General features: G+C 59.7%; 11 protein-coding genes. 6 read left to right on the forward strand and 5 right to left on the reverse strand.

The window, feature by feature from the left end; genetic code table 11:
- The first annotated feature begins 1 nt into the window (after position 1).
- The 6 genes from paaH to paaY all read left to right on the forward strand — a co-directional run bounded on the left by paaH (position 2) and on the right by paaY (position 6,021).
- A complete protein-coding gene (gene paaH, locus ACF8PE_RS14190; RefSeq protein ID WP_338533785.1) occupies positions 2 to 1,423 on the forward strand; it encodes a 3-hydroxyacyl-CoA dehydrogenase PaaH in 1,422 nt (473 codons plus the stop codon).
- On the forward strand, positions 1,413 to 1,835 hold the full coding sequence (gene paaI, locus ACF8PE_RS14195) for a hydroxyphenylacetyl-CoA thioesterase PaaI (protein WP_032611049.1): 423 nt from the start codon (positions 1,413 to 1,415) through the stop codon (positions 1,833 to 1,835). Before paaH ends, paaI begins: the two co-directional genes overlap by 11 nt.
- Complete coding sequence (gene pcaF, locus ACF8PE_RS14200; protein WP_059307776.1) at positions 1,835 to 3,040, forward strand: 3-oxoadipyl-CoA thiolase; 1,206 nt, start codon at positions 1,835 to 1,837, stop codon at positions 3,038 to 3,040. The genes paaI and pcaF overlap by 1 nt, the downstream gene beginning before the upstream one ends.
- A 34-nt stretch (positions 3,041 to 3,074) precedes the next feature.
- Complete coding sequence (gene paaK, locus ACF8PE_RS14205) at positions 3,075 to 4,391, forward strand: phenylacetate--CoA ligase PaaK (RefSeq protein WP_077227297.1); 1,317 nt, start codon at positions 3,075 to 3,077, stop codon at positions 4,389 to 4,391.
- Between the two features lie 87 nt (positions 4,392 to 4,478).
- Positions 4,479 to 5,414, forward strand: a complete 936-nt coding sequence (gene paaX, locus ACF8PE_RS14210; RefSeq protein ID WP_059307777.1) for a phenylacetic acid degradation operon negative regulatory protein PaaX — start codon at positions 4,479 to 4,481, stop codon at positions 5,412 to 5,414.
- Between the two features lie 10 nt (positions 5,415 to 5,424).
- Entirely contained in the window at positions 5,425 to 6,021 is a 597-nt protein-coding gene (paaY, locus tag ACF8PE_RS14215) for a phenylacetic acid degradation protein PaaY (RefSeq protein ID WP_059307778.1), read from the forward strand.
- Positions 6,022 to 6,747: 726 nt separating this feature from the next.
- Here the strand turns inward: paaY and ACF8PE_RS14220 are convergent.
- Genes ACF8PE_RS14220 through ACF8PE_RS14240 form a run of 5 tightly spaced genes read right to left on the reverse strand, consistent with a single transcriptional unit; the run spans position 6,748 to position 14,932 of the window.
- Positions 6,748 to 8,952 (reverse strand): sugar-binding domain-containing protein, encoded by a 2,205-nt coding sequence (locus ACF8PE_RS14220; RefSeq protein WP_117385548.1) that lies wholly within the window; start codon positions 8,950 to 8,952, stop codon positions 6,748 to 6,750.
- Positions 8,942 to 11,617: a response regulator gene (locus tag ACF8PE_RS14225; protein WP_392495002.1), complete on the reverse strand. Its 2,676-nt coding sequence runs from the start codon at positions 11,615 to 11,617 to the stop codon at positions 8,942 to 8,944. The genes ACF8PE_RS14220 and ACF8PE_RS14225 overlap by 11 nt, the downstream gene beginning before the upstream one ends.
- A 2-nt stretch (positions 11,618 to 11,619) precedes the next feature.
- Entirely contained in the window at positions 11,620 to 12,054 is a 435-nt protein-coding gene (locus tag ACF8PE_RS14230; protein ID WP_270735426.1) for a globin, read from the reverse strand.
- Positions 12,051 to 13,445, reverse strand: coding sequence for a DUF3131 domain-containing protein (locus ACF8PE_RS14235; RefSeq protein WP_279866880.1), 1,395 nt, complete (start codon positions 13,443 to 13,445; stop codon positions 12,051 to 12,053). The genes ACF8PE_RS14230 and ACF8PE_RS14235 overlap by 4 nt, the downstream gene beginning before the upstream one ends.
- Positions 13,430 to 14,932, reverse strand: a complete 1,503-nt coding sequence (locus ACF8PE_RS14240) for a DUF3131 domain-containing protein (protein WP_392495030.1) — start codon at positions 14,930 to 14,932, stop codon at positions 13,430 to 13,432. The genes ACF8PE_RS14235 and ACF8PE_RS14240 overlap by 16 nt, the downstream gene beginning before the upstream one ends.
- Positions 14,933 to 14,968: the final 36 nt, after the last annotated feature.

Genomic DNA, 14,968 nt, shown 5'->3' on the forward strand with positions numbered 1-14,968 from the left:
GATGACGATTCATACCGTAGCGCTGATTGGTAGCGGCATCATGGGCGCAGGGATCGCCGAAGTGGCGGCCAGCCACGGGCATCCGGTGCTGGTGTATGACATCAATGCCGACGCCATCTCCCGCGCCATCGACGGGATCCGCACCCGTCTGGAATCCCGTGTGGCGCGGGGCAAGTTGAGTGCCGAGGCGTGCGAGCAGACGCTCCAGCGCCTGGTCCCGGTGACCGACATTCAGGCGCTGGCGAGGGCCGATCTGGTCATCGAAGCCGCGTCTGAGCAGATGGCGGTCAAAAAAGCGTTGTTTGCCCAACTGGCAGAGATCTGCCCGGCCAAAACGCTGCTGACCAGCAACACCTCGTCAATTTCGATTACCGCGATTGCCGCGGACCTGAGCCACCCCGAACGCGTGGCCGGGCTGCACTTTTTTAACCCGGCACCGGTGATGAAGCTGGTAGAAGTGGTGAGCGGGCTGGCGACCTCGGAAGAGGTGGTTGAGCAACTGAGCGCGCTGGCGGTGAAATGGGGTAAACAGCCGGTGCGCTGCCAGTCCACGCCGGGCTTTATCGTTAACCGCGTGGCGCGTCCGTACTACGCCGAGGCCTGGCGCGCGCTCGAAGAGCAAGTTGCCGCCCCGGAAGCGATCGATGCCGCGCTGCGTGAAGGTGCGGGCTTCCCGATGGGGCCGCTGGAGCTGACCGACATGATCGGCCAGGACGTGAACTTCGCCGTCACCTGTTCAGTATTTAACGCCTTCTGGCAGGAGCGCCGTTTCCTGCCGTCGCTGGTACAGCAGGAGCTGGTGCTGGCCGGGCGCTTCGGCAAAAAGAGCGGCCAGGGGGTCTACAACTGGCGCAGCGACAGGCCTGCGGCAAGCTGGCTGGAGACCGTCAGCGACGCGGACAGCGCCATAAGCGTGCAGAGAAGAAGTGACGGTGTCACCGAAATAGACGGCCTGCTGCTGATTGAGACCCAGGGCGAAACCGCCCAGGCACTGGCGAACCGTTACGGTCAGCCCGTGGTGGTGTGCGATCGTCAGGAAGGGGATGTCGCGGTGATCGCCGTTGCCGCCAGCAACCCGGCCTCTGCCAACCGCAAAGCGGTGTGGCATCTGCAGCAGCAGGGCAAGCGCGTGTTGCAGGTAGCCGATTATCCCGGCCTGCTGATCTGGCGCACGGTGGCGATGATCGTCAATGAAGCGCTCGACGCCCTGCAAAAAGGGGTCGCCAGCGAACAGGATATCGATACCGCCATGCGCCTCGGGGTGAACTATCCGCGCGGCCCGCTGGCCTGGGGAGAACAGCTTGGCTGGCAGCGTCTGCTGCGCCTTCTGGAAAACCTGCAACGTCACTACGGTGAAGAGCGTTACCGTCCGTCGTCCCTGCTGCGCCAGCGCGCGCTTCTGGAGAGTAGCTATGAGTCATAACGCCTGGCGCAACGCCCGCGCCATGTATGAAAACGATGCCTGCGCCCAGGCCTATGGCATCGACATTATAGAGATGGATGAGGGCGTCGCAGTCCTTACCATGACCGTCACGCCACAGATGCTTAACGGCCATAAGAGCTGCCACGGCGGCCAGCTCTTTACCCTCGCGGATACCGCCTTCGCCTACGCCTGCAACAGCCAGGGGCTGGCTGCGGTGGCCTCGGGCTGCACCATCGATTTTGTTCGCCCGGCCTTTGCCCAGGACAAACTCACCGCCACCGCACAGGTGCGTCATCAGGGGAAACAGACCGGTGTGTACGACATCGAAATTGTTAACCAAGAGCACAAAACCGTTGCCCTGTTCCGTGGGAAATCCCACCGCATCGGCGGCACTATTACAGGAGAAGCATGATGCGTGACGCCTTTATTTGTGACGGGATCCGTACCCCCATTGGCCGTTATGCCGGGGCATTGTCTGGCATGCGCGCAGACGATCTGGGCGCTATCCCCCTGCGCGAGCTACTGCTGCGTAATCCGGGTCTGGATGCGGAACGTATTGATGACGTGATTTTTGGCTGTGCGAACCAGGCGGGGGAAGACAACCGCAACGTGGCGCGGATGTCCCTCCTGCTGGCCGGGCTGCCGCAGACCGTTTCCGGCACCACCCTGAACCGCCTCTGCGGTTCCGGTCTGGATGCGCTGGGCTTTGCCGCCCGCGCTATCCGCGCCGGTGATGGCGACCTGATGATCGCCGGTGGCGTGGAGTCCATGTCCCGCGCGCCTTTCGTGATGGGCAAGGCCACCAGCGCTTTCCAGCGCCAGAATGAAATTTTCGATACCACCATTGGCTGGCGTTTTGTGAACCCGCTCATGGCGCAGCAATTTGGTACTGACAGCATGCCGGAAACGGCAGAGAATGTAGCAGAATTGTTACGGATTTCCCGTGAAGACCAGGATGCCTTCGCGTTCCGCAGCCAGCAGCGCACCGCCCGGGCGCAGGCCAACGGCATCCTGGCTCAGGAGATCGTGCCAGTCATGGTTAAAGGCAAAAAAGGGGCCGTTACCGAAGTGGTGCATGACGAGCACCTGCGCCCGGACACCACTCTGGAGATGCTGGCCGGGCTGAAAGCCCCGTTCCGCGCCAATGGTGTGGTGACCGCAGGCAATGCCTCTGGTGTGAACGACGGTGCCGCGGCGCTGATTATCGCCAGTGAAGAGATGGCGGCGGCGCAGGGGTTAACCCCGCGTACCCGCATTGTGGCGATGGCGACCGCCGGTGTCGAGCCGCGTCTGATGGGACTCGGCCCCGTCCCGGCAACCCGCCGCGTGCTGGAGCGCGCTGGCCTGAGCATCACTGATATGGACGTTATCGAACTGAACGAAGCCTTTGCTTCGCAGGCGCTGGGCGTGCTGCGCGAGCTGGGGCTGCCGGACGATGCTCCGCATGTTAACCCCAACGGTGGCGCTATTGCCCTGGGCCATCCACTGGGCATGAGCGGGGCGCGTCTGGCGCTGGCCGCCAGCAACGAGCTGCATCGTCGTAAAGGGCGTTATGCGCTCTGTACGATGTGCATAGGTGTCGGTCAGGGCATTGCCATGATCCTTGAGCGTGTCTGAACAATTATAAAAATGTGAGTACCCTACAATGACAATCACAATGACAACGAAGCTTGATTCGATCGAAACCGCGTCCCTGGATGAACTGCAGGCCCTGCAAACTCAGCGCATGAAGTGGACGCTAGAACACGCCTACAACAACGTGCCGATGTACAAGCGCAAGTTTGATGCTGCGGGCGTACACCCTGACGATTTCAAAGAGTTAGCGGATATCCGCAAGTTCCCGTGCACCACCAAACAGGATCTGCGCGACAACTATCCATTTGATACCTTCGCGGTGCCGATGGAGCAGGTGGTGCGTATTCACGCCTCCTCGGGTACCACCGGCAAACCGACCGTGGTCGGCTACACGCAAAACGACATTGATAACTGGGCCAACATTGTGGCGCGCTCCCTGCGTGCCGCCGGTGGCAGTGCGAAAGACAAAATTCACGTGGCCTACGGCTATGGCCTGTTCACTGGCGGGCTGGGCGCACACTACGGTGCCGAGCGTTTAGGCGCGACGGTGATCCCGATGTCCGGCGGCCAGACCGAGAAACAGGCCCAGCTGATCCGCGATTTCCAGCCGGACATGATCATGGTGACGCCATCCTACTGCCTTAACCTGATCGAAGAGCTTGAGCGCCAGATGGGTGGCGATGCCAGCCAATGCTCCCTGCGCGTTGGTGTTTTTGGGGCTGAACCCTGGACCCTGGCGATGCGCCGCGAAATCGAGAAGCGTCTCGGCATTACCGCCCTGGACATTTACGGCCTGTCTGAAGTGATGGGTCCGGGCGTGGCGATGGAGTGTATCGAAACCGCCGACGGGCCGACTATCTGGGAAGATCACTTCTACCCGGAGATCGTCAACCCGAACGACGGCACGCCGCTGGCGGATGGCGAGCAGGGCGAACTGCTGTTCACCACCCTGACCAAAGAGGCGCTGCCGGTGATCCGCTACCGCACCCGCGACCTGACGCGTCTGCTGCCGGGCACCGCCCGCACCATGCGCCGGATGGATCGCATCAGCGGTCGCAGCGACGACATGCTGATCATCCGCGGCGTGAACGTCTTCCCCTCTCAACTGGAAGAGGAGATCGTCAAGTTTGAGCACCTGTCGCCGCACTACCAGCTGGAGGTGAATCGTCGGGGCCATCTTGATTCGCTTTCAGTCAAAGTGGAGCTGAAACAGAGCAGCTTAACCCTGACCCACGAACAGCGTTGTCATGTGTGCCATGAGCTGCGCCACCGCATCAAATCGATGGTGGGGATCTCCACCGACGTTACCATTGTGAACTGCGGCAGTATCCCGCGTTCCGAAGGCAAAGCCTGCCGCGTCTTCGACCTGCGTAAGGTCGCCGCCAACGGCTAACCCCGGCCTGCTGACCCTCTCCGTATTGGGGAGGGTCACGCGTCTGGTGCTATGCTATGATTCATCCGACAAAATAATCACAACAGAATGAATCACATGAGTAAACTCGACGCCTTTATTCAGCACGCGGTCAGCTCCGTTCCCGTCAGCGGCACGTCGTTGATCTCCTCCTTATACGGCGATGCGTTGTCCCATCGCGGCGGCGAAGTCTGGCTGGGTAGCCTGGCGGCACTGCTGGAAGGGATGGGCTTTGGCGAACGCTTTGTACGTACCGCGCTGTTCCGCCTGAATAAAGAGGGCTGGCTGGATGTGGTTCGCATCGGCAGACGCAGCTTTTACCGGCTGAGTGACAAAGGGTTGCGCTTAACCCGGCGGGCTGAGGCAAAAATTTATCGCGCGGAGCTGCCAGCCTGGGACGGAAAATGGTTGCTGTTGCTCTCCGAAGGAATGGATAAAGCCACGCTGGCGGATGTGAAAAAGCAGCTGATCTGGCAAGGCTTCGGTACGCTTGCCCCCAGCCTGATGGCCTCCCCGTCGCAACAGCTGGCGGATGTCCAGACCCTGCTGCACGAAGCGGGCGTAGCCGAGAACGTCATCTGCTTTGAGGCGCATTCGCCGCTGGCGCTCTCCCGCGCCGCGCTGCGCTCCAGGGTTGAAGAGTGCTGGCAGCTTAGCGAGCAGAACCTGATGTACGAAACCTTTATCGACTCGTTCCGACCGCTCCTTCCGCTGCTGCGCGAGGCCACCCCGGCAGAGCTAACGCCGGAGCGCTGCTTCCAGATCCAGCTGCTGTTGATCCATTTTTATCGCCGGGTGGTGCTCAAGGATCCGCTCCTGCCGGAAGAGTTACTCCCGTCGCACTGGGCAGGCCAGACGGCCCGCCAGCTGTGCATCAACATTTATCAGCGCGTCGCGCCAGGTGCGCTGGCGTTTGTCAGTGAGAAAGGGGAGACCTCCGTCGGCGAACTGCCGTCGCCGGGTTCTTCCTATTGGCAACGCTTCGGCGGCCTGACGCCTGCGTAAAGGAGGTAATGTGCCTGTATATCAAATCGATGGTATGACCCCGGTTGTTCCGCAAGAGAGTTATGTTCACCCGACAGCGGTGCTGATTGGCGATGTGATCCTCGGCAAGGGGGTCTACGTCGGCCCCAACGCCAGCCTGCGCGGTGATTTTGGCCGTATCGTGGTGAAAGACGGGGCCAACATCCAGGATAACTGCATCATGCACGGTTTCCCCGAGCAGGACACGGTCGTGGAAGAAGAGGGCCATATTGGTCATGGCGCTATCCTTCACGGCTGCGTCATCCGCCGGAATGCGCTGGTGGGAATGAATGCGGTGATCATGGACGGGGCGGTAATTGGCGAGAACAGCATTGTCGGCGCGGCCGCGTTTGTGAAAGCGAAAGCGGAAATGCCTGCTGACCATCTGATCCTGGGCAGCCCGGCGAAAGCGATTCGGGCGCTGAGCGAGCAGGAGATGGAATGGAAGAAGCAGGGCACCCGTGAGTATCAAACTCTGGTGGAACGCTGCAAACAGACGATGCATCAGGTGGAGCCGCTACATGAGGTGGAGCCGGATCGTAAGCGGCTGGTGTTTGACGAAAACCTGCGACCAAAATCGTCCAGCTGAGCGGCAACCCCCTGAACAAACGGGATCGGGATCACGTAATTATCTGTTTTCATGATATTAAACAAGAAAGTCTAACAGTGCGTAATTAGGGTGTTGACTCTGTATCTATAATGAGTAAATTAGAACTCAGCACCACAGCGAAATAAAGGTTTCACGGTGCGGTAATAAAGCAGTAACGAGATGCGATAAAGGCCACGAAGTTGTGTAGTTTGGGTCCTGGTAAATAAGTGAATACCAGTTAGAACATGCTTTCAGGCCATGCAGTAAATAAGTACGATCGCATAGTGGGGAAGTACACGCGATGATGTAAGGCCTTGTTTCAAAGAGTAATAGCCGCGATTAGGGGACGTAAGTATGGCGTCAAGAATATCGCGAGGCAATTAAGGCAACGCATCAAGAGTATATATCGCGTGGGTGATGTACACGACAGGAAATGATGTTATTTCACATACTTATCAGAGGAGGTAGCGTTAACTGGTTTAAACGGTAATCCTGTGAGAATACGTACATCTTTGAAGTTGTAGTGTGTAATTAAGTTGATGAATGTTAATTATTAATTTGTTCGTAACCTGAAGGCCCTGGCAATTATTTGCTGGGGCCTTTTCATTTGCTGTAGCGAGTATCTCACGTTCCGCTTTTGTCGCGAGCAGGCGTCTCGTCAACTCGCTGTCCATACCAGAAGGTGTGAACCCTCTCAGACAAGAGGGTTTGCCACACGATGACGCTTTACTCCCCCGTAGACGGCGGCTCTACAGGCTCTTCGCGCCGGTTTTTACCCACCGTCTTGCCCGCTTTATCTTCAATGCGATACTCAATGGTCACAGGCTCGCCGCGGGTCGGCGTGACGTTAATCTCTTTTATCTTGTTGCCTGAGTCGGGCGGCAGAGTCATGACCGTCTCACCTTCAGCAAGACGTTGGCCACTTTGCTTCACCTGCCACGTAAGACGGCAATCCTCGCAGGCAGACCAGGTATCGTTGATTGCCCACAGGCGTACCGTCGCCTCGCTTCCCTGACGCCAGACGGCGGTCACGGGTTCAATGGAGGGCAGGATCGGCTGATAGGCTTGTTGCAGCGCGTAATAGCCCGCTTTCGGTTTGCGCAGATAATCCACAACGCCCCAGTTGATCGAGGGCCAGGTCTCGACAAACATAAAGTGGAAGAGGGCGGTCACCGGCTGATAACGCTGCCGACGATAACTCTCCGCCGCCATAGCCACCAGCTCCGCCTGATACGCCTGGGTGTTATCAATCATCTCCTGGATGTTCTTCCCGCGCGGGATGTTGGCGAACTTAAAGGTCTGGAACGGCTGAAAATTATGGTACTTCCAGAGCGTCCAGCCGGGATCGTCTGCCGCTGTACTCTTCGGCCACATAAGGTGGGCAGGCACAATGGTTTTCAGGGTTGAGAGGCGCGGCAGGGCCTGAGCACCAAACTCGGTGATGATCCCGGTTTTGGCGGGGGCGAGCAGATCGCGCATGGTGCCGAAATACCACCCCGCCCAGTAGTGCTCCTCCACAGCGGAAAAACGATGCACGATGCGGGAGCTATCTTCAGCCAGGGTATCACCTACCCGTTTTGTCAGAGACTGGTTTAAGGTTTTATTCCAGTCGGGGAAGCGTTTTTCCATCCACGGCGAGTTCCAGGGCGGCTCGTTGTGCCCGCCCCAGACGATAATGGCCGGGGAATTACCGAACTGTTCAACCATGTCGCGGGTCTGACGCACCGCGTTGTCAGCAAATGCAACGCTGTTATCGTAGCCCCACTGGAGGGGGACATCCTGCCAGATCATCAGCCCCATCTCGTCGGCCACCTCATAAAGCGCGCGGCCTGCCACATGCCCGTGAACCCGGATCGCGTTGGCGTTCATCTTCTCCACCAGCGCGAAATCCTGACGATATTTATCCCGCGTCATGGTGCCGAGCCAGGGGGAACCGATGTAGTTGCTGCCTTTAATAAACAGTCGTCTGTCATTGATTCGCCAGCCTTTGTTATCCGGCTGTTCCTCCAGTTTGCGCAGACCCGTCCGGGTGACGGCGGTGTCCATTACCCCCTGGTCATCCACCAGGGTGGCGCGGATCCGGTACAGGTTCGGCTTGCCATAGCCTGCCGGCCACCAGAGCCTGGCACCTTTCATCGGCAGCGTGACGCTCAGGGTCTGGACCTGACCGTCCGACTTTGTCAGGTTTACCGGAAAGTCCTGCTGAATACGCTGGCCGTTAAAATTATCCGGCGCAGCCGACAGGCGCAGGGTCACTGGCCCGTGCGTCTGCGCCCGGTAGCGAATGTCGGCGCGCAGCACCGGGTTTTCCAGCCCCTCGCGCCAGTCCGGGCGGAGGATCACGTCGTCGATGGTGACGCCGCGGCTCAGATGCAGTTTCACCGGTGCCCAGATCCCGCCGGAGTTAGCATCCTGACCCTGCTCAGACCAGGCACCACCAGGGCGAGTGTCGTGTTGGTTAAGAATCCCTTTGAACAGCGTTTTGTGCAGCGGCCAGATTGTTTTGGGATCTTCCCGGGGGCTGTCTACCCGAACGGCGAGCCGATTGTGGCGGCGCAGCGTCTCAGTGACATCCACAGAGAATCGCTGGAAATAGCCCTCGTGACGGGCGAGATTTTTGCCGTTAAGCGTCACCCCGGCAAAATAGTCCACGCCATCAAATACCAGGGTAGCCATGGTATCCGGGGCACGTTCGGGCAGCGTAAATTCGTGCCGGTACCACAGCGCACCCTGATGATCGTATCCGGCACTGTACCAGTTAGCAGGCACCCGAAGCGTACGCCAGCCCTGGTCAGAAGCGCTGGCCCCGTTAAAGGCGGTATCGTTGGCGTCATGTACCCGCCACATCCCCGCCAGAGACCAGGTGACCGGCTGGCTCGCCAGCGCCAGCGGCGTGCTGAACATCAGCAGCAGACCAAGTTTAGAGATCATGCTTTACCTCCTGCGCTCTGTGGCGTAGCCACGCGACGCTGCGCCCGGCCTCAGCGGTCAGCTCCCGGCGCAGCAGGCTAAGTCTGGTCTGGTCCAGGGACACCGCCTGGCTCTCAAGCTCCTCGAGCAGCCCGGTAAGGCCGGTAAAACCAAGGGTGACGGCTTCGCCGCGAAGCCGGTGCGCCGCCCGGCGCAGAGCCTCACGATCGTCATTATCGATAGCCTGGACGATGGCGGCTATCGCCTCGTCGAGTCCTTCGCCGAACAGTTCCAATAGCTCCTGAACAAGGCTGGGATCGTCGGCGCACTGTTTCAACAGACGCGCTTCGTCTGGCATGCCCTGGTCTTGTGGCTGGCCGACGCGGGCTATTTCATCCTGCAGCGCCTCCTGGCTCACCGGCTTGGCGATATAGCCGTCGAAACCCATCGCCAGGCAGCGCTCCTTATCGCCCTGCATGGCGTGAGCCGTCATGGCAATGGCGGGCTGGTGGCTAAGGCCACGCGCTACCGTCTCTTCCCGCAGCAGCCGGATGGCGGTTTCACCGTCCATCTCCGGCATTTGCAGGTCGATAAGCAGCACGTCCCAGGTCTGCTCGCGCCAGCGCGCCAGCGCCTCACGGCCATTGTTGACCACTTCGCACTGGTGACCGAGCCGCTCCAGCAGGCGTCTGGCGACTTTCTGGTTCACCAGGTTATCTTCGGCCAGCAGAATGTGCAGTTCGGCCTGTGCGCGTGTGGGAGCAGCCACTGGGACAGGGGGCGGATCCGCAAGGGGGGCAGGTGCAAGGACACGGGTAATGGTCTGGTAGAGTTCGCGCTGGGCAACCGGTTTGTGCAGATAGTGCGCGATGCCAATGCGTTTAAGCATGTTGGCATCAAAATGGCGGCTCATTGAACTCAACATGATGATATGACTCTGACTGGCCTGCTGCAGAACCGAAAGTTCAAGGGCCAGCGAAACGCCGTCCATGTCCGGCATTTGTGCATCCAGCAGGATCAGCGGCCAGTGGGCACCTTCGGCGACCCGCCGTAACGCCTCCCCGGCGTTGTTCACACAGGTTGGCGTCAGGCCCATCTGGCGAAGCATGGTATCAAGCAGGCGCAGGTTAGTGCTGTTGTCATCCACGACCAACACCCGTTCGCCGTTGAAGCGAGCCATGGGAGTGCCCGTTGCTGACGCTGTTTGCGGGTTCTCCAGCGGCAGGGTGAAGGCAAACTCGCTGCCTGCTCCGGGTTCGCTCTGCACCGTCAGCTCTCCGCCCATCAGACTGACCAGCCGGGCCGAGATGGTCAGCCCCAGGCCGGTACCGCCATAGCGGCGGGTGGTGGAGCTGTCGGCCTGGCTGAAGGCCTCGAAGATGGCCTTTTGCTTCTCAGGTGGGATCCCGATACCGCTGTCGCGAATGCGAAAACGCCACTCCCTCTCGGCGTTGCCGGGCTCAATCGCCAGCAGGACCTCGCCCTGATGGGTAAACTTCAGGGCGTTGCCCAGCAGGTTGGTGAGGATTTGACGTAGCCGGGGGCCATCCACAATGAGCACCTCCGGCACCGCGGGCGAAATATCCACCAGCAGCTCGATGCCTTTTTCGCTGGCGGCAGGCATGTGCGGGCGGATCAGCGACTGAACGAAGGGGCGGATCTCCAGCGGCTCTTCGTCCATCGACATCTTGCCCGATTCAATGCGGGAAAAGTCGAGAATGTCATTGATAATATGCAGCAGCGACTGGGCAGAGCTCATCACCAGAGAGAGGTATTCGCGCTGCTCCGGGTTGAGCTGGGTGTCCAGACAGAGCTGGGTCATGCCCAGGATACCGTTCATCGGGGTGCGGATCTCATGGCTCATGTTGGCGAGAAAGGCGCTTTTCGCCTCGTTTGCCTCGCGGGCCACTTTTGCCGCCTCAATCGCCAGCAGCTCGGCCTCCTTGCGGCGGGTAATATCCTGTAGGGTGCCGATCACCCGTTCAGCCTGCTGCTGAATAGTGAGGGTCACTACCTGGCCGGAGATCAACATCCAGCGCCAGCCCTGAGTCGGGTGCTGGACGCGGATCTCACACTCAAACACCGGCATATGGTCTTGCTTAGAGGCGATCATCGCCTGGCGCAGGGTGGCGCGATCCGCCTCGTGGACAAGGTTAAGCAAAAAGCGCAGCGGATAGTGCAACTGCACCCGCGACTGACCGACCATGGCCAGCAGGGTATCGTTCACCTGCAGGCTGTCGTGAGAGACCTGCCAGTCCCAGATGCCGATCTGGATCGACTCCGCAGTCAATAAAAAATCGTCGTGCAGCTGGTGGCGTGAGCGCTGCGCCTCATCAAGCTCGGTAATGTCCGTATGCAGGCTGGCAATGCCGCCGTCCGCCAGCCGCTGATGCTGCACGTAGAGCCGCCGTTTGCCCGAATGCCGCACTTCACGATGGCTCGCCTGACGGCAGTTGCGAATAATCGCCTCGCGCAGCGTCTGGCGGCGGCCGGGGTCGATGTTATAGCCAGCATCAATGAATTTCTCCGCCAGGCTCTCCAGCGTTGCGCCAACAGTCAGCCAGGGAGCGATCACCGGATAGAAGCGCGTCATCTGGTCATTCCAGGCCAGCAGGCACTCGGCCGGATCGTAGATCATCACGCCCATGGGCAGCGCGTTGAGGTCGAAATGGGATGTGGATTGCATAGCTAATCGCCTCCGGGCTGATAGTGCAGCTCCGCCTGGCGACGCAAATACTCCAGACCGGGCGCGATTGCCATCGCCCAGGCGGTAATGATCTCCTCATCACAGAGAGGATCGCAGGCGCGCACGGTGTTGAGCATCGCCTCCCGCCACATGGCGAAGAATCGCGGCGGCAGACGCAGGCCTTCATCGCTCTGCTCCCGTGCCAGGCGCTCAAGAAAGTCCGGCACGAACAGCACGCCATCAACGGTGAGCATGGCGAAAAAGCTTTTGAAGATCATCTGCTGGCCTTCTTTACCCGGACGCCGGGCGAAATGCTGCTCTGTTTCGGGGGACATATGGCTAAAGGTGTCCCAGAAGATATCGAAAAAGCGCTTTTTGTCGTGCTCGGGTATCACCCGGTTCAGGCTTGCCTCGAAGAGATCGCGATAAAATTTCATGGTGCGGTCCTCACGGCTTTTTCGCCCGGCAGACAGAGACCGGGTGGGTTGAATTGATCCGTCGTGCGGCGGGAGAAATAGCTGTTGTCATCCGCCAGACCGTTTTCAAACAGCGGCCCGGCGTTGTGTTTGTACAGCAGGGCTTCCAGCACCATGGCGTTCGTGGAGAGGGTCAGGGTTGGGTTAATGTCCCCGGTCGCCTCCACGCGCCCCTCAAACCAGCCCTGTTCAGGGTTGTTAAGATGCGTAGTCACCGCCATCAGAGCGTCGGTGTACTCGGTCTCCCACAGCGTCCAGAGCACAAAGACCGCTTTGGTGGTGACCTGAGCCAGCCGGGGATAATACCGGCCGTCGTCTCCCAGGGTGTTCCACGCATAACCGTTACCCCAGACGGTGTCTTCGACGTGCCAGGGAGCCTGGGCGAGATAGAAGTCGGCGCGTGCGGTAAGCACTTTGTCACGCTCCCAGCGCGTTTTCTGGCTAAGCCATACCCCTTCGGCCCGCTCGCGCAGCGTCTTCTGCACATCAGAGGGCACGCCGGGCGGTTGCCAGCCGAACTCCAGCCCCGGCAGCATGGCGGGCAGGGTGCTCAGCAGCGAAGGCTGCCAGGTCGTGCGCGGGTCGCGGGCGTCAACGGCCAGGCTGCGCTGATAGATAATGACGTTGCGGGAAGGGGGGATAAGCGCTTTACCCACCGGAAAACCCCACAGGTGAAAGGCCGTGGCGGCGTATTCGCTCTCACCCAGCCGCAGCTCGTCGCGCACGACCGTCTTGCCGTCCTGCAGCGAAGCGGATCGCAGCTCCCCCTCGTTATCCATCACCGGACAGAAATTCCAGCGCAGGATAATTTTATCCAGGTACTCACGATACTGGGGGGCACGCTCGGCGGTGAGGCGCAGGGCCAGCATCAAACGCGCCATATCTTTTGCTGACCAGCCGCTTTTCACCGGTTTGCCGCTGAAGTCGATGGGGGTTGCCGTCCGGCTGGAGTAAAGCCGCCCCGGGGTACGGGTATCGGTGAGCGTCAGGCGATTCAGGGTGCCGAGCAGGCGCGTCAGCCGGGCGTCAAACTCGGCTTCTTTGACCAGATCCAGCTCCCGGGCGGCGAGCAGGGCAATCAGGGTATCGCCCATCTGCCACAGGGTGACGCGCGGCTGCTTGTCGCTGCCGTTGACCAGCCCGGTCTGCGGCTGGGTGTTATTCTCGAAATAGCGCCAGGCGATGCGCGCCCACTCTTGTTCCTGCGGCGACAGACTGCTTATGCGCGCGGTGGAGTGCCAGCCGCCTTTGGTCAGCCAGCGCCACCCGGCGCCTTCCCGACTGAACAGGGCGAAGGCGATAAGCAGAACGAGAGCGGCGACGGCCAGCCAGCGAGCTAGGGTTTTAAGCATTGCGCGGTCACCGGCGGCAGTTTAACGGGTTCATCCGCGTTGCAGGTGGCGCACTGGCAGGCCTGACAGGCCGGTCTGGTGCGCTGCGTGGTCCCGGTCTGTTCACACCAGGTTTTGACGGCTGGCGTGCTGTTCAGGAAAGGACGGTTGCGCGGAGTGTTATTCGGCTCAAAAAGATCCACCAGCTTTTTGTCCCACAGGGAGGGGGCGAAATCGCGGTTTTTGGGATTGTCGGTGTTGAAGCGCAGCAATTTGCCCTCTTTTTTGAACAACAGCGCTTCCAGCATGATGCCGTTGTTATTGGCCGTGAACTCCTTGATCGGGCCGTCGCCGTTTTCGTACAGGCCCTCGTAATAGCCTTTCCCTTCCTCATTGGCGTTTTCGATGGTGTCCAGCAGGCGATCGGTATAAGGCGAATCCCAGAGAACCCACATGCCCAGGGCGGCTTTCAGCGATACGGCGGCGGTATTCGGAACGAACTGACCTTTGTCGGTAATGGTGTTCCAGTTAAAACCGTCGCTGAAGACGGTGTCATAAACGAAGTAGGGGGATTTATCGAGCTGGTGCTCAGAGCGGGCGGTTAGTATACCGGTGATGGCGTAGCGGTTCTCCTGGGCCTGGTATACCCGGTCGGCGAAGTTCTTCATCCACGGATGGGAGTAATCGCGCGGGCTGTTATTGCGGTCTGTCGGATTATCAAAACCAAACTCCATGCCGTACAGGACGTAAGATTCGCTCACCACATAGTTATGCTGGCTGGTTTGACGCGGATCGCGGGAATCATAGGGCACCATCACGCAGTAAATTTCCGCCAGTTCATAGGGCTGGGGACGGCTGGACTGACAGGTACTGAACCCCCACAGGGCAAAGCCCGCCGCGCCGTACTCCTCATACCCCAGACGCCCCTCCTGCACGTATTTCGGCTGGCCGTTTTCCAGATAGGCACCGTACAAGGTGCCGCAGGGATCCACCGCGTGGCTAAAATCCCATCCCAACACCACGTTATCGATGCTGTTGCTGTACTCGGGATAGCGCTCTTTTATCACCTTCAGCCAGACCAGCATCCTGCCGATGTCCAGCGCCGAAAACCCAATCTCGCCGGGCTTGTTCTGGTAGTTCACCTTCTGCCCTGAAATGGTGTTATAGGCCTTGTCGGGCAGCTCGTTACGGAAGAGATCAAGCTTGTTCAGGGTGGCGAGTAACTTCAGCATCCTGCGGTCAAACTCGGCTTTATCAATAATCCCCAGCTCCCGCGCCGCCGTCATGGCGGCCATGTAAGAGGCGCTGTCCCACATGGTGGTGGAGGGGTATTTATTTACCGCATTGACCAGCCCGGTGGTGGGCTGAAAGTTCGAGACGAAATATTGCCAGGCATTTTTGGCAATCGCCATCTCTCTCGGGGTGAGTTCGCCGCTGCGAGGCTCGTACTCAGAAGCCGGCAGCCCGGTCGCGGCTTCAGCCGCCGCGAGCGAAAGCCAGATCGCCATGAGCCCGGCCAGAAGAGGAAAATAGAGTAAAGATTT

Source organism: Leclercia sp. GLN_9 (assembly GCF_043105735.1).
GTDB lineage: Bacteria > Pseudomonadota > Gammaproteobacteria > Enterobacterales > Enterobacteriaceae > Enterobacter > Enterobacter adecarboxylatus.